This window comes from Pectinatus haikarae (assembly GCF_015732185.1).
In the GTDB taxonomy this organism is placed as follows: domain Bacteria; phylum Bacillota; class Negativicutes; order Selenomonadales; family Selenomonadaceae; genus Pectinatus; species Pectinatus haikarae.
This window is the reverse complement of the sequence record NZ_WIQM01000004.1, coordinates 368,071-384,875: the sequence shown is the minus strand read 5'-3', so window position 1 is coordinate 384,875 and position 16,805 is coordinate 368,071. Positions and strand designations below refer to the sequence as shown.

The window sequence follows — 16,805 nt, the reverse complement described above, 5'->3', positions numbered from 1 at the left end:
TTTCTCATAATTTTTTTCGCCAATAGTCAAGCATATCCACGATCGTCGTTTCTAAATCATATTTTTGCTTCCAAGAAGTTTCTTTATACAATTTATCACTATTTCCGCAAATTACTTTTTCATCAGTCAAACGCAACAACGCCTTGTCAATTTCAATATCAAATTGAATATCAGTATGTCTGCGTATAATGTCGATAATGTCTCTTATTTTATAAATACTTTTACCACTGATGTTATATACCTCTCCAGCTTTTCCTTTTTCTGCTAAAAGAATTAACGCGTTCACAAGATCTCTAACATCTGTAATAGCCCTAAAGGTCTCCAAATTCCCGACACGTAATTTATTTGTGACATTATTACTTGTATTCTCCATCAAAACAATTCTCTTTGTAAAATCAGCACAAACATCATTTACCTTTCTTGGACCAGTTGTGTTAAATATTCTTGCCCGAACTGTATGAATTCCAAAATTAATGTAATATTGGTAAGATAATAAATCTTGTCCTACTTTACTAATACCATATGGGTGCAATGGTAACAACGCCACGTTCTCATCCACTGGTTTATTACAATTTAACAGGGAATTACCATATTCGGCACTAGAACAAGCAACGACGACTGTAGGAACATAATCTTGATTTTCCTTTTTTATTCTCCGAATCGCTTCAAAAAGATTTATTGTACCTGTAATATTAATTTCCATTGTTTCTTGCGGTTTATCCCACGAAATAGCTGGATAACTTTGTGCTGCTAAATGATAAATTTGAGTTGGCAAATATTTTTTTACAATATCGTACACATTTGTAAAATAGCGAATATCGCACTCTAAAAGCTCGGCTTTCCCTTGAATATCCATAATATCAGTTGTTGGTCTATAATAAGTTCCAACCACCTTATCTACATTTGCATTGTAAAAATAATCTACCATATGTGAACCTACCATACCACCTGCGCCTGTGATCATAACTACCATATTATTCTATCTCCTTTGAAAAATATTTACTTAGCAATTTTGCCAATCGATCTTCCATAAAATATTTCTGTATATATTCTGCATATTTATGTTCTAAACACTGTAATTTATTTTCGTCTTTATATAAGTCTATAACTGCTTTCGAAAAATCTTCTGCTTTATCATAACTGTTTATATAGTCATCTATATCAGGAAGCCCTTCTGTTCCTATTGAAGTTGATACAACTGCAATTTGATAATACATTGCTTCTATAATTTTACCCTTTACCCCAGCCCCATATCTCAATGGAATTACACTTATACGACATTGTTGGTAGTATTCCATCAACTTTTCATCTGAAATATACCCGGTTACTACTACATGTCGATCATTTGCAAATGTTTTTATCTTATCTGTAGGATTAGACCCAGCTATTATAAATCTACACTCTGGTATTTCTTTAATAATCTGTGGCCATATATTTTCCATAAACCAAACAACTGCATTTTCATTTGGCCTATGGTTAAATCCCCCAACAAATAAAATATCCTTTCTTTCCTTGATTTTATATTTCATTTTATTTTTAAATTTAAAACAAAATACTGGCATAATAACAGCTTTCTTATTATTTAACATTTTATTTATTATCACTTGCTCATCAGTACTTAAAGTAAATATCACATCTGTTTTTCTCATAATATCTAATTCACGACGGCGCCACTGTTCTGAAGATCTCTTCAACATTTCATTTTTAGTAATTAAATATTCTCTCCATTCACGTAAAAAATGCAAATCGTGTCCATAATAAATTACTTTTGCATTAGAATTTTTTTTAACAAAATCAATATACTTTATGCTAATATGTGGCCGATTCAGAAATATATAATTTATATTTTTAACATTAGTTAAAAACCATTTTCGCCAATTTTTAAAATAATAACTACCGTATAAAACTTCTACTCCTAATTGTTGAAAGCAGGTTGTATATGGTTCTGAGCGATAAAAATTATCTCCCATAAATTTTACATTATAGCCTAATTTCACTAAACATTTAACATATTGATAAACGGTACGACTCCCTGCATCCTTATCAAAGGTGGGCACATAATGATCGATAACTAAAATTGTGTCTTTCTTCCGACTACAATCCCTTGCAAGAAATTCATTTTGTTTATATGGATAATATTTAACTTGTAAAACCTCTCTCCATTTCCTGAAAAATTTTTGTCGACTTATCTTCTCCATATTATCATTCAAAACATTATTTAAGTCAAAACGAATCACTTCTGACAAAGGTTGATACACTACTTTAAATCCTTTTTTTCGAGCTTCAAAGGCTAGATCAGCGCTGCTATATTCATCTAATTTATATTGTTCATCAAAGCCATTAAGCTGTATCCAAAGATCCTTTTTCATTAATAACGCCGTAAAAGAAATATAATCTGATTCCTTTACATAATTATATTCACTCCTTTCTCGATCACCTAAATTCCCATATTTTAATAAACTTCCATCCTTCCAAACAATACCACCTGCAGCTTCCACTTTACCTGTTGGATAAATCATCTTTGGTCCAATAATTCCAACATGGAAATCACGCCCTGCCAATTTTATAAGTTGTACTAGCCAATTTTTTTGTACGCTTGTTCTTTGGCTTAAAATCTGTATATATTGCCCTTTTGCCTTTTCTACCGCTTTATTGCAAACACATGAAAAACCTTTTTTTTCATTGCTACGACTTACAATTACATTTTTAACATATTTATCTATTTGTTTCGTCTTATCCATTGAACAATTATCGGCAATAATAATTTCATAATCTACTTCAATCGTATTTTCTATAATTTTTTTTATACAATTATATGTGTATTCCCATTGATTATCAACAAAAATGACAATTGACACTAAAGGATTATCCGCTCTCTCAGCAACTAATACTGCATAATTCTTTAATTTTTGGGGTGGTGTTAAAATTAATGTTTCTTGTAATTTTTCTTCATCGTATTGATTTATATAATTCTTTATTCTTCCAATTACAGAAGAAATAGATTCTGTACGGCAATAAAGAAAAAATTTCTCTATCTTATACCTATCTATATTTTTCAATATTGTAAGAAGCATTCTCACACTATTCTTTCTCCTTTAAATACATTATTTCTTATTCAACATTATTGATAACAGTTATTTTCTTTTGTCTCAATATATTTTGCACCATTTTCCACGCCTCTTTATAGCAAGGATTTTCTTTATTTAGCACATCCATTTCGAAATATTCGGTTTCTGTATATGTTCCCCAGTTTCCTATTCTTTGTAGCTCTATAGCATCTACCTTCAAACGCACTGCTAAATTCAAAAAATCTATCAGTTCATTATAATTCGCTTTTTGTATCACAAAACTTAACTGAATATATTTTACCTCACCTTTTAATCGCAGCATCATTAGAAAAGAAAGATTCTTTATCAGTACATCCCATTTACCACCGAGTCTTATTTTTTCATAAGTTTCTGATCTTGCAGCATCAACTGAGATTGAAAAATATATTGGCATTCCATGCAAATTGGAAAGTTCTTGCCATGTTTGTTCATTAATCAATTGTCCATTTATTCTAAAAAACAACTTCATATTTGGAAAATTTTTTTTATTCGTAAATTGCAATAGCAAATTGAACACTTTGGTAAAATGCCGATGATCTCAGGCAATATAAAGTTTATCGAGAAAAGCGTCGAACAATTCTTCCGGTGTCTGGTAGGCAAGTCGCTTGCGCGGACGGCTATTCAATTCATCGGCAAAATGTAATATATCTTCATAAGTATATTTCTCAATCGAAACGCCCTTTGGAATATATTGACGCAAGAAGCCGTTGTGCCGTTCATTTACTGGTCGCTCCCAAGAGGAGTAAGGATGTGCATAATAAACACTGGAACCCCAGGCTTCAATCTTGGAAAATTCCTCGAATTCAGAGCCATTATCGGTTGTAATGGTTTTGAAAACAGAACTGAAACGCTCACCATATTCAGCGTGTAGTTCTTTCATCGCAGCCATGACAGACTCACTGTTTTTACCAGGAATGCGAATAGCCAGGTAATTGTTTGTAACACGCTCAATCAGAGTTAAAACAGCAGCTTCTCTGCCTTTTTTTCTGCCAATCACCGTGTCAGCTTCCCAATGGCCGAATTCCGTGCGTAAATCTACGATGTCAGGACGTTCGTCAATGCTGCGACCTTTCAGACGTTTATGCTTTCGGGTTCCTTTTTTGTTTTGCTTTCGCTTTAGAATTTCAGGCAGCTCGAACAGCGATAGCGGCAAATTACCAGCAGCCATTTCGTTATATAGGGTCTTCGTGCATACCATTTCTTTATCAGCAAAGAGCTGGTGCAGGCGCGCATGACCGACGCAAGCGTCTAACGACCACTTTTTTGCCCTAACTTGCGCAACCACCCACTTAACAAAATCTGAGCAATGTGTGATATAATGCGGCCTTTTGCACTTCATTCGATTCATTTCATATACTGCAAGACCTCGTTTGGCGCTGTACTCCGGTGTACGTCCTCTATGGCTTTTGCGCAGCGGTGTACCGCGGCGCAATTCATACATGATAGTACTTGGCGAACAATTGATTTCTCGGGCGATTGCCCGCAGAGAGTATCCTTGCTTGTTTAGTTGCTGGATCGCTCCGCGTTCTTCCCGTCCCAAATGCTGACCACGTTTTCGTTCAGGGAATACTGTGATATAATTATGGCAGTCCATAGTGATTGTCTCCTCTTTGGTTAATGGTGCTGTGAGAACTCCATTTTACCATTTAAAGAAAAGTCACTGTGGACTTTTTGCTAACTGTTCATTTTCATTTTACAATCAACCAATTTTTTTTATTTATATGTTGATAAAAACGTTTCATTACCCTGCTTGCAAAAAATTCTCCGCTCATTAATCCACATAAAAGCTTACAATCTTGCAATAATGGATAAACTTTTTCTATTAAAACATTATATAAATCATCAATTTTTTCTTTACTTAACGCTTTATAATGTGATCTGCATGAAGGACATTTCAAGTTACACGTTGGATCACAAGTTAATTGTATTATTTCTGGAAATTTTTTCACTGTACAATCCTTCCATGAATTATACGTATTTCTAAAAGATTCCCTTAATACGATTGGCATATCAAAATAGTTACTATATTGTTTTTGAAACTCCCCAAAATTATCATTAAAATGATTAATCCATCTGCAAAAGCGATTACAAAATTCAAAGTTTCCACTAGCCACAGAGAAACGCAATTTTTTAACTTTATCTGAGTTCCATACATCTTTTAATGAATCTTTATAAATGTTACCTATATAATAATCATGCATAATATATCCGCTACAACAATTATAAATCTCGCCATTTTCTAAAATTTCTATTCTGTTAAATGGATAAATACAACAATATTTTTTTAAACTTCCATCATGATTCCAATTTTCTTCAGTTGTTTGGTAATGCAATTCTTTCAGCGTACCATTTCTAAATTTAAGAAAATTAATTTCTTCATTTAAACTTATGCACCCTTTATATAGACGATCCAATTCTTTAGCTTGATTTTCTTTTTCCTGTGTAACTCGCAACAAAACTGCTTCTAATTCATCTTTATTTTTTTCAAAATTTTTCATACGAAAAATCTTATGCTTTATAAATTTTTTCACTGAATCTATCATTATAAGTATCTCTCCTTTTATCCAGGATAACAGCAAAATCTCAGGATGTCAGCCTTATTAGCTTGTCCAAAATCAAATATTTTTTCTACATCTTGGATAATATCATTTTTTAATTTAAAAGAAATTATCTTTGATGATTGATGCATTATTGATAAAAAAATTCTATTGTCAAAGAACTCAAATCGATATGGAATACCATCTATCAATAATGCTTTTGTCAGATTTTCGTAATTTTTTACAACTAATTCTCGCATATTACGAAATCTAATACAGCGTCCATCACCACTGGTCAAATAAAAATAATTATCAAACTGAAATATATCATTTAAATCCGAGATTACATTTGATACATCGTGGCGCTCCAGCAATTCAAATGTATTATCTATATAATTCAAGGAAAATATTATTCCATTATTTGCTACTATCCACATAACTCCATCCAAAATTCTAATCGAACGAATATATAAGTTTTTTATTGTATCAATAGAAAATTTTTTTCTAACTGATACATAACCATCATCATTTTTTAACATCCATAAAATATTTCCTTGCATGTTTAATTCATAAAACGTTTTAGTTGTCTTATCAAAAATCACATTTCTCGCACCAATAATGCCAGAGATACATTGCGAGTAATTAAATATATCCTTATATATGTATTTATATACACGTAAATTTCCATATCCAGATTCATTTAAAATAATTAAATCACCATCACAAGCGACTGTCACGGGTGTAGCAATATCAGCTGCTATAGTCTTCCATTTTTCTATAGGCTCATCAATACTTCGATTGAAAATAACTCTGTGATGGAGTGAATCAACAATGAAATAATAAAATTCTCCCCCACAAAAAACTTTCGTTATATAGGTAGGAGAATATAGTCTCGTTTCATATTTATCATTACCTCTTGTCATATCTGCCATCATTACATCACCGGTCACCTTTACATTCTTGGATTTACAGGAAGTAACTTCCTTATTTTGGGTCAAGTATTCCTCTTCTGACAATATCTGTGCCTGCCTGAAAGTTTTTTTATCACCGACACGGACGGATGTGCTTTGCCTCTTCTTGTACAGTTCTCCTAAATAATGTCCATAAACTTCATCTACACTTCCAGAACAACGAAGTATACCCTTCTCCAGCCAAATAGCCTTATCGCAAATTTTACATACCTGTTCCATGGAATGTGAAACGAGTACAATTGTTGTACCTCCAGCCATAAGTTCACGCATGCGTCGTTCACTTTTTTGTTTGAAGTATTGGTCCCCAACGGAAAGTATCTCATCTACAATAAGGATGTCAGGTTTAACAATAGTCATAATTGCAAAACCAAGTCGTGCCACCATTCCCGATGAAAAATTTTTTACAGGCACATCTATAAAATCCCCCAGCTCGGAAAACTCTATAATTTCATTAAAATGATCCTGCATAAATTCATGTGAATAACCTAAAACGGCACCATTTAAAAAGATATTCTCTCTTGCTGTTAAATCCATGTCGAATCCGGAACCCAATTCAATCATGGGAGCAATGGAGCCATGAACTTCCACGTTTCCCCTTGTTGGTTTCAATATACCGGATATAATTTTCAGTATAGTAGATTTTCCTGAGCCATTAGATCCCACAATGGCAAAGGACTCACCTTTTCTTATCTTAAAGGACAGATCATTTATTGCATAAAATTTGTCAAAAGACAAATTACCATGAAGTTTTTTTATGAATAATTCTTTTAAATTATCCACCTTTTCTTTTGCCAAATTAAAACACATGGAAACATTATTTACTTCAATTGCGTATTCTGACACCACAAATTCTCCTTATTTCTAGAAATATAAAATAAACCGATCCTGATTCTTTTTAAACACATATAATCCCAAAAATAGACTGCAGCACATTAAAACAATGCAAATTATATGTAAAGATAAAGAAGGGATTCGCCCATAAAGTACAATTTCTCGAAAAATCTCAATAAAATAATATAGCGGATTTAAATATATTATTTTCCTCACAAACTCTGGTACCATGCTCATTGGATAAAAGATTGGTGTTAAATACATCCAACCAGTCAGCAACACACCATATAAATGAACAATATCCCTAAAAAAAACAGCTAATGTTGACAATAACATTCCAATACCTAAAGAAAAAAATAAAATATAGAGTAGAGGCAACGGTACGAGAAAAAGCGCCATTGTTAATTTTACCTTTGTCACAAGCATTACTATCATAAGCGCTAAAAGAGAAAAAAAATAATTTACAAAAGCAGACACTATCGTTGCAACGGGAAAAATATATTTAGGCATATATACTTTTTTTATAAGGCTGCTATTGTTTATTACTGAATTCATTGCTATATTACTGGATTCACTAAAAAATCCATAAATAAGTTGCCCACATAGGAGATATACAGGATAATTAGGAATATCAAAGCGAAAAAAACTGGAGAATACTATCGTTAGTATTGCCATCATCAATAAAGGATTTAATAAACTCCACAAATAACCTAAGATTGATCTTCTATATTTTATTTTCAAGTCTCTATTTACTAATTCATATAATAACCATTTGTATTTATAACCCTTTTTTAAATAAGCTACCACCTGCATATAATCACCTCAAAAATTTTTATAGATTAAACTATTTCGCAAGTAATTTCAACTCAAACTATATCCATATTTTTTATATCTGATTCCTTATATATTCATATGATAAAATACCTCAGCTAAAATATTTTTCCCATAAAGTCACTTTTTGTTCTTCTGATATTTTATTCATTTCGTCCAACACTACAACGTCGTCAAAACAATCATTGCATTCATCAGATTTATCGCTATAACCTATAAATTTCGCATGTATTTTTTTTCTAAAAAAGGCCAGTTTTTCTTTTGAAACATTTTCTTCAATCCAAAAAACAACATCTATATATTTTTTATTTTTCTGCAGCCAATTATAAATATAATCTTTATTTCCAATTAAAACTTCAATTCCAGTTTGTCTTACATTGTCTTTTATACAATCCTTGGCTTGCCCCTCATTGATCCAAAGTTTCACATTATATCCCAGTCGGGGTAATAATTGCAAAGTATCTTTTTCTATTGTGTTATCATGACACATAAGTAAAATAGTTTTTTTTCCCATACTTCTGTCTCTTGCTTGAAATACATTGACTGCATTTCTTTGATGAAAATTTCTTAATTGCACTTTCCATTTTTGATAAAACTTTTTTTGGTTTTCTATTTGATAATGTTTTATTCCTTGATCAGTATTTTTACCATTCGACATACCTTCAAAGTGAACGACCACAGATTTAGGTTGATATACTACCTTGAATCCACGTTTCCGTACTTCAAATGCCAAATCTGTATCCTCACAATACGCCGGAATGAATTGCTCGTCAAATCCACCGATCTCTTGCCAAAGTTTTCTCCTAATCATTATCGCAGCACCTGAAATATAATCAACTTCTTTTACATAATTAAACTGAGGTAAATTACTATCTTCATACCTTCCATAGTTCCATGCAGTTCCATCTCTCCAAACAATTCCACCAGCCTCCTGCAATTCACCAGTTGGATAGACCAGTTTTGATCCAACCATCCCTATTTGTCTATCCCTGTCCATCAGTTCTATTAATCCTGCTAACCAACCAGGCTGTACTTGCGTATCATTATTAAGAAAAAATATTTTTTCTCCCCGTACAAAATCAACAGCTTGATTACAATTTCTTATAAACTGCAAATTTGGATGATTATGTATAACTCGTACATTAAACAATATACTGTCTATCATTTGAGTTAAATCTGTTGAATTATCATCAGCAACAATAACTTCATATGGTATATCCAATCCTGTATTTTGTAATATAGATCGCAAACAATTATATGTATATCCAAATTGGTTATACACAGGAATAATAATTGAAACTTTTATATTCTCAAATTTTGGGAATTCCAATTTTTCATATACAGATATTGACCGATCAGATTCTGCAATGGGAAAAAGTTTTAAATTCACTTTAGTTATCTTATATTTATTAGTAACACTACTATTAAAATATATATGGTTTTCTAAAGAATCATAACGTATATAATACAATAATTTTCTCATATTATTAATCGTAAACTTTGATAATATTATCTTTGGATTATGCATTGTACAATAAAATAATTTTAATAACAAGCGCCTTTTACTATGTAACGGAATAACTTTATCTCTAACCAGCCATATTTTCTGCATTAAACGCCACGCACGTGAAGATCTTATTTCATTTATAGCACGTTCAGATTCTGCTTTCTCAGACATTAATCTGTCAATTTCACCATTCAAATTATTAATTTTATCATCTAACTTATCTAATTTATAATCCAATGTCAATTCTCTCTTATATTGATTACAATATCCATCCGCACCATATATATCACCCGTTCGTTGAAGTACTCTATCCCAAATAATGACTTCTAGCTTATCATAAATTTCATAAGGCACTTTTATGCCTGCATACTGGCATAACTGACTAAACTTTATATCTGTATTATTTTTGCCAAATTTATAAACATTTTTTATAGCATAATATAAAATAAATGATACAGGTACATTTTCAACACACCATTCTTGATCGAAAAAAATAAGATTATCGTCTTCAATAAAAGCATTATAAAAAGTCATATCTATAAATCCTTTTTCTAAGACAATATCAGTTGCATCAACCTTTGAACATAAATTGTATTTAAGTAAAATATTTTCTTTTGTTGTATATGGTGCACTTTTTAAAATAGCATTTTTCAATCTATCAATCATTTTGCACATTGACAAAAAATCATTCTGCTTTAAATAATGAACAAATTTTTCATCTGCTTTAATACCTTTGTATACCTTGCAAGATACATGATCGTCTCTAAAATCAAGACTTAAAACTCTTATTCCTCTATTTTTTAAAAACAAAGTATTATTATACAATTGCTGTATATGTCCTAACGCCTCACGATTTACAGCCTTCTTAGTTACCATACCTGAACTAGTGATCTGAGTTATAATTCGATACTTTTTTTTGCATTCACTTCTGGCTGAAACATATACTGTGTGATTTCGCGATAATTCTGTTAGACTAGCTTCAACTAAATAAGAATTTGCAAAAAAATCTGCTACATTATTTTCTACAATATCCTCATAAAGTTTCCGTTCATCAAATAATAAATTGCTATTCGCCCCGTAAGTAAAATGTACATTACTAAGTTCGTGCCCATTTGGTTTATAATCATCAGAAAAAATCAGTTGCGGAAACTTATAATCCGGTAAAACATAATAGAATCGATTATATATTAAACCAGTAGATTTTAAAAGGTTTATCAATTCCTGTTTAGAAAACGTAACTGCTGTACCATGTTCTTTATATCCTTCTATCCCGACATAAGGCTTGCATAAATGATCTTCAGCTGCACCACTCCAATATTTCAAACCGAAACGATTTTCTATAGCAAATAAAAGAACACCATCACTTTTTAAAAATCTTCTCACGTTTTCTAAAAAATCATAGTGTGGAGTTTTAGTATTTTGAAAAATAGCTGCATATTCCAAAACTCCTACAAAAACAACATAGTCGTATTTTTCTATATTCTCCCATGTATTTATATTTTGACACAGCACTGTCAAATTTTTTCTATCTCTATATCTTTCGCGGATAACTTCGGCCCTTACTTCATTCATCTCTATCGCCGTAACTTTAGCACAGCGATCACAAAAAAGCCCTGTTAAGGCCCCCATCCCCGCACCAACTTCCAATATAGTTGCATCCTCTTTAAAATTATACCAGTTTAAAATATTTTGCCTTACTGGCGAAAAAGTATTATTTATTGTGTATTTACTGTTATTACTGATATAATCTTGGGATAATTCACCTGGATACTTCTGAGCAATTTTCAACATTTCATGTTCAGTTATATCTCCATCTGAATATACTTTTTCTCCTGCCTGCGATTGTATAATCAACTATAAATCCTCCAAATTAATTATGTCTAAAATCATATACATACACAAAATAAAAATCATTTAACATTACAAACCATTATAATGATAAAGGTACCATTTTTTATGAAATTTTATTTTTAAAATCAGACAATACAGTGTCTATATAATACGACTTTATTCCACACCTCAGTCCGCACTCTATATCCCAAGGTTTATCTCCATAAAGTATCGACTGTGATACGTTAATATTAAATTCTTTTATTGCCCGTTCTATCATTCCTGTCTTAGGCTTTCGGCAATTGCAAACGCCTGTATAATCGGGATGATGTGGACACATATAGAACGCATCTATATGTGCTCCAATCTTATTTAATTCTTCATTAATGTGTTTATGTAATTTATTAACATCTTCTGCCGTAAAATATCCTTTTGCTATTCCAGCCTGGTTAGTTATAACAATTACTTTGTATTCTTTATTATTATACTGTTTTATAAATTCTGGTATCCCACTTATAAATTCAAAATCCTCAATCCGATAAACATGTCCTTTATCTATATTAATAGTTCCATCCCTGTCAAGGAACAACGCCCTATTCATATAGTAGTCCCTTTAAAAATACTTTTAAAATCAATTTGAGCTTTATAATAGTCTTCTGGTATTCCTATATCTATAAAATATTTATCACTTTCAAAGGCATAAAAATATTTCTTTTTACAATTTCCCTCCATATATCCTCTTTCAATAGAAAAAGATTTCTTTTCTATTTCATTAAGACAAGTTCTTTTCATGCAATATATTCCCCCATTAATAATTCCTAATTCGCAATACTTTTTTTCATTAAATTTAATTATTCTATAATCCTTTATTTCAATAGTTCCATATCTATCGAAATTTTTCATTTTCTTTACAGCAATAGTCAGATCTGCATTTTTTTTAGAATGCAGATCTATCATTGCAGAGAAATCAATATCAAAAAAAGTATCCCCATTTACAATGAACACATCTTTTTCCGTTGTCATATTCAATGCTTTTTTTATAGCCCCCCCCGTTAGAAGAGGCTCTTCTTCCATCGAATAATCGATAGGAATATTTTGATATGAGGTTCCAAAATAACCCATAATATTCTCTTTTTTATATCCTACTGCCAAAATTATTTTATCAATACCATTATTAATCAGATTTTTTATTATATATTCAAGAAAAGGCTTATTGTTAACACGTGCCATTGATTTTGGTATATTCTTGATAGTACGCTGTAAGCGAGTTCCAAAACCACCTGCTAATATAATTGTTTCCATAAGATTTTATCCCTTTAAATTTTAATTCATCGCATAGAATTCAGATTCAATTGCCAAACAAATAGTATGATAAATTGGCAAATGTAATTCTTGTATTTTATACGTTTCAGTTTCTGGAACATTTATCAATATATCTGTAACACGTTTTAGTTCTCCACCTGTTTTTCCTGTCAAACTTATGACATTCATATCCAAAGCTTTAGCTACTTCTGAGGCGTATACTATATTTTTTGAATTTCCCGATGTACTTATTGCTAATAACACATCGCCTTTTTTCCCTTGGCCTAATACTTGTTGCGCAAAATTCAAATCTGCAGCTACATCATTAGCATATGCTGTCATTAGACTTACCTCATTTACTAGTGAAATTGTAGGTAAAGTCATCTGAAGGTTATCCTCTAAATATTTGGAGTTTACACTATATTTTTTTAATCTTTCAGCAATACTATTGGACAGTTTCCTTGGCAGAACAAAGCATTTCATCAATTCTCCTACAATATGCAATGAATCTGCTGCACTTCCTCCGTTTCCGCATATTATCACTTTATTTCCAGATTTATAAACATCTATCATTTTCTCTATACATTTCTTTACGTTATCTTCAACCACTGCTAAATTAGGATATCTTACACACATATCATAAATATATTTTTCTGCACTTCTTTTCATACTATATACCCCCTAATTATTTAATATCTCTATATATTTTAAACCTAAATACTTTCTAACTCTAAATTTTAAAACTGTATAGTATCATTTCTTATGCACAACTTATCTATTATTAAAAATAACTTACAACAACATAAAAACTTTATTTATTACCTTATAAAGATATCAATCTCTTAAATTTTTTTCATTACCGGTCATCCCTTTCCAATAATTTTTATTCATGCTGCATTTCTTTACAAAAAAATACGGCAGAAATTTATACTTCATTCCTAGTTTATTTCCCATAAATTTAACTATGCATTCACATACATAGTATATACCTTCACTGATTTGTCCTTCTCTTATCAATTCTCTTAGTACATAATTCACCATTTTTAAACCTTCGAGGTTCAGTTTCACATTTTTAAAATATTTTCCATAAAGTGCAAGATATACTCCTGCATCAAAGTTTCTTGTAAACTGCTGCCATAATGTATAATTATGTGAGTGAATTACCTGTGCCTCAGCTTTATAAACCACACTATATCCGGCATATATGAATTTAGCTGCTATTATTATATCTTCCCCACTTGGCAGCGGATAATCAAATCCCCCTATTGCTTCATAACAGATCTTTTTATAAGCAGCGCATACATTTGACGAAAAAAAGGTTTTTATCCCATATGTGCTGATATCTTTCTTAGTCCTTAGATAACTCTTACCGGGATAATTATAAGTACGTGTCAGACGTTCACTGCATCTGGAATCATCGCGCGGACACTGACGCCCTGTCACCATTGATACATTATCATCCTCCAGAAAAGGCTGCAAAATGCTTTCTATATAATTTTCATTTGCAGGAATGGCATCCTGTGTTATGAATAATAAATATTCACCGATGGCCATTTCAGCAGCCATTGCCCGGGTTCTTCCATGATCAAAAGCCTGTCGCTCTATCGAAATGAATTTTACCAAAGCAAAGTTTCTACAGATTTTCTCAGTATCATCCTCTGAAGAAGAATCTATAATAATTATCTCACTCGGTAAAACGGTCTGTCTTATTAAAGAATTTAACAATTCACCTATATATTTACTGGCATTTAATGTAGGAATAATAATACTTATTTTTTTGTCCGTAAAATTCAACAATGCAATCATCCCATCTGAATAAAGTATATTCTATTAAATTTTTTTGTCAAAATAGCTACTTATAGACAAAATTATTCCTAACAACAGCCAGTATGTGTACAATGCATTAGCTGAATTACTAAAAAAACCCACACACACTCCAAAAAAAGCTATAAAGAAAAACCTTATAACGTATGTTTGCTCACCTCCTGTAACTAATGTTTTTTGGTATATGCGGAATAAACTGCGTATTATATAAAAAACAGGACACAGAAAAAGCATAACACCTATTATTCCTTTTTGTGCAAATTGATTAGTTAATTCGTTTAAAACAGGATATTGACTCTTTAATATTCCTTTTTTATTTTGAAGTTGCACCCACATGTTAACTTCGTCTGATTCAAGTGCAAATTGTGGCAAAGCATCGGTAACATATCCTTGCTTTAAAATTGTATCGCCAACTCCTAGGAAAGGATGCTCCATTCCTATTTTCAAATCAGCCATCATAATACCGTAACGCGACGTATTGCTGCCGGACTCCAAGGAAAAAACATCTCCCATTTCTCCGATATACCGTCCTAGTTTATTCTTATAATTATTTCTTTCTGATATATTTCCTTCTGCATCTATACTTGCATTAAAAATTTTGCTGCCGGCAGATGCAAACCAAAATTCTCTTTTATTTTCAAATTTAACCAAATCAACTATAATTCCATTAACACCTTGCGGTGGATTATCAAACACAAATGTGCCTTCAAAAGCTTCTTTTGGATGAATGTCATATGGCAATGACATCGACATGGCATGCTCTACCGGTTTATCATAATCTTTACACCAAATTCCAAACACTTTAATATTATCATCTTGCTGCCAGGTTTGAGAACCTGCATTAGTTATTTTTAAAACCACTTTATTCTTATCTATAGAAACGACTTTATACTCAGCCATATATATTCCCGCTCTGGAAGCAATAGATTTCATTCCTATCACATATACTGCAAAAAATAAAATCAGACACAAGAGCAGGGCAATTAGTTTTTTCATATATTTAAAACTCTTATTCATTCCTATCAAAAAGCTTATTATTTGCAGTAAAAATATACCAAATGCCGTTTTCGATTTCGTTGCCAATAATGCAAAACATAAAAAGAAAAATGATAATATATATTTTTTCTTTTTAGTAAACATCATCGTAGCAAAAACAGGTATTGCTACTGCTAAATAAAGAGCCAAAAAAGACGGTTCTGCAAAAACAGATCTCATCCTGCCAGGAAATAAAACAGGCGGCCACCATCCGTGAATACTGGCAACATCATATAACAAGGGATTAACCATTGTTAACAGACGCGCTGCTAATATATTTCCCTGTAAATAAAATAATTCTATTACAGAATAAGCTATACAAATAAACGCTCCAGTAATTATTCCTTTTTGAAATAAATCAATCCCTTTCATGTAATCATTTCTAAATAAAAAATATCCCCATGCTGAAACTCCGAATGTAAAGAACAAATTTATAAATGAACTTTCCAAAAGCTTTATAACAAGCCATGCTTTAGTTACATATAACGGGGATAACGTTATACCAAAATCAGAAAAAAGTATTATTATTTTTTCCATATGACTAAATTGTGATACATCTATTTTTTCCCAAAATGGAAAAATATATAATCCATGGATTAAAGAAATATATTCCCATAAGAGCATTATCAGTAAAAACATAACCACTGGATTTTTTAATGAAAATTTTTGTCTGCTGCTTAACTGTATAAACCACAAAAACATGCCACATATAATTGGATATATAGATAGTTTACCAAACATATCACCTAATATAAATAAACGCATACTTTTGTGAATCTCATGAAAAGGAATAAATAGCACTGCAAGAAAAAACATCACATATTGTACTTTTATCAATGTATTTTCATTTTTTATTACCGCATCAAATAATTTCATTTTCTACCACCATTATATTTACTACCCTCTTTGAATAATTATTTCAAAACTTAATAAATAGGATTATATAAAAATTTATTATACTGAATAATAACTATAGCAGTTTAGTAGTATGTACATCTAAAAATACCATACATTACATTTGAAAAATTTT

General features: G+C 31.2%; 13 protein-coding genes. All 13 read right to left on the bottom strand.

Annotation, left to right across the window (positions count from 1 at the left end):
• Positions 1-4: 4 nt before the first annotated feature.
• The 13 genes from I6758_RS02995 to I6758_RS02935 all read right to left on the bottom strand — a co-directional run bounded on the left by I6758_RS02995 (position 5) and on the right by I6758_RS02935 (position 16,651).
• Positions 5-973, bottom strand: coding sequence for a GDP-mannose 4,6-dehydratase (locus I6758_RS02995; RefSeq protein WP_196603711.1), 969 nt, complete (start codon positions 971-973; stop codon positions 5-7).
• Position 974: 1 nt separating this feature from the next.
• Positions 975-3,074, bottom strand: a complete 2,100-nt coding sequence (locus I6758_RS02990; protein WP_231038485.1) for a glycosyltransferase — start codon at positions 3,072-3,074, stop codon at positions 975-977.
• Positions 3,075-3,111: 37 nt separating this feature from the next.
• Positions 3,112-3,546 carry a hypothetical protein gene (locus tag I6758_RS02985; protein WP_196603709.1) on the bottom strand — a complete coding sequence of 145 codons (435 nt, stop codon included), beginning with the start codon at positions 3,544-3,546 and terminating at the stop codon, positions 3,112-3,114.
• A gap of 99 nt (positions 3,547-3,645) precedes the next feature.
• On the bottom strand, positions 3,646-4,701 hold the full coding sequence (locus I6758_RS02980) for an IS30 family transposase (protein ID WP_196603708.1): 1,056 nt from the start codon (positions 4,699-4,701) through the stop codon (positions 3,646-3,648).
• Between the two features lie 94 nt (positions 4,702-4,795).
• Positions 4,796-5,650 (bottom strand): SPASM domain-containing protein, encoded by an 855-nt coding sequence (locus I6758_RS02975; protein ID WP_196603707.1) that lies wholly within the window; start codon positions 5,648-5,650, stop codon positions 4,796-4,798.
• Between the two features lie 17 nt (positions 5,651-5,667).
• Positions 5,668-7,458 (bottom strand): ABC transporter ATP-binding protein, encoded by a 1,791-nt coding sequence (locus I6758_RS02970; RefSeq protein WP_196603706.1) that lies wholly within the window; start codon positions 7,456-7,458, stop codon positions 5,668-5,670.
• 18 nt (positions 7,459-7,476) lie between these two features.
• Complete coding sequence (locus I6758_RS02965) at positions 7,477-8,259, bottom strand: ABC transporter permease (protein ID WP_196603705.1); 783 nt, start codon at positions 8,257-8,259, stop codon at positions 7,477-7,479.
• Positions 8,260-8,371: 112 nt separating this feature from the next.
• Entirely contained in the window at positions 8,372-11,638 is a 3,267-nt protein-coding gene (locus I6758_RS02960; protein ID WP_196603704.1) for a glycosyltransferase, read from the bottom strand.
• Between the two features lie 100 nt (positions 11,639-11,738).
• Positions 11,739-12,215 (bottom strand): D-glycero-alpha-D-manno-heptose-1,7-bisphosphate 7-phosphatase, encoded by a 477-nt coding sequence (locus I6758_RS02955; RefSeq protein ID WP_196603703.1) that lies wholly within the window; start codon positions 12,213-12,215, stop codon positions 11,739-11,741.
• Entirely contained in the window at positions 12,212-12,916 is a 705-nt protein-coding gene (locus I6758_RS02950) for a nucleotidyltransferase family protein (protein WP_196603702.1), read from the bottom strand. Before I6758_RS02950 ends, I6758_RS02955 begins: the two co-directional genes overlap by 4 nt.
• Positions 12,917-12,937: 21 nt before the next feature.
• A complete protein-coding gene (locus I6758_RS02945) occupies positions 12,938-13,585 on the bottom strand; it encodes a D-sedoheptulose-7-phosphate isomerase (RefSeq protein ID WP_196603701.1) in 648 nt (215 codons plus the stop codon).
• Positions 13,586-13,750: 165 nt separating this feature from the next.
• Complete coding sequence (locus tag I6758_RS02940) at positions 13,751-14,713, bottom strand: glycosyltransferase (RefSeq protein WP_196603700.1); 963 nt, start codon at positions 14,711-14,713, stop codon at positions 13,751-13,753.
• Between the two features lie 33 nt (positions 14,714-14,746).
• Positions 14,747-16,651, bottom strand: coding sequence for an O-antigen ligase family protein (locus I6758_RS02935; RefSeq protein ID WP_196603699.1), 1,905 nt, complete (start codon positions 16,649-16,651; stop codon positions 14,747-14,749).
• Between the last annotated feature and the right edge of the window lie 154 nt (positions 16,652-16,805).

What these genes read in the sequence shown, in the direction of transcription:
- I6758_RS02995 (WP_196603711.1), bottom strand. Translation starts at nt 973, where the DNA reads ATGGTAGTTATGATCACAGGCGCAGGTGGTATGGTAGGTTCACATATG.
- I6758_RS02990 (WP_231038485.1), bottom strand. Translation starts at nt 3,074, where the DNA reads ATGCTTCTTACAATATTGAAAAATATAGATAGGTATAAGATAGAGAAA.
- I6758_RS02980 (WP_196603708.1), bottom strand. Translation starts at nt 4,701, where the DNA reads ATGGACTGCCATAATTATATCACAGTATTCCCTGAACGAAAACGTGGT.
- I6758_RS02975 (WP_196603707.1), bottom strand. Translation starts at nt 5,650, where the DNA reads ATGATAGATTCAGTGAAAAAATTTATAAAGCATAAGATTTTTCGTATG.
- I6758_RS02965 (WP_196603705.1), bottom strand. Translation starts at nt 8,259, where the DNA reads ATGCAGGTGGTAGCTTATTTAAAAAAGGGTTATAAATACAAATGGTTA.
- I6758_RS02955 (WP_196603703.1), bottom strand. Translation starts at nt 12,215, where the DNA reads ATGAATAGGGCGTTGTTCCTTGACAGGGATGGAACTATTAATATAGAT.
- I6758_RS02950 (WP_196603702.1), bottom strand. Translation starts at nt 12,916, where the DNA reads ATGGAAACAATTATATTAGCAGGTGGTTTTGGAACTCGCTTACAGCGT.
- I6758_RS02945 (WP_196603701.1), bottom strand. Translation starts at nt 13,585, where the DNA reads ATGAAAAGAAGTGCAGAAAAATATATTTATGATATGTGTGTAAGATAT.
- I6758_RS02935 (WP_196603699.1), bottom strand. Translation starts at nt 16,651, where the DNA reads ATGAAATTATTTGATGCGGTAATAAAAAATGAAAATACATTGATAAAA.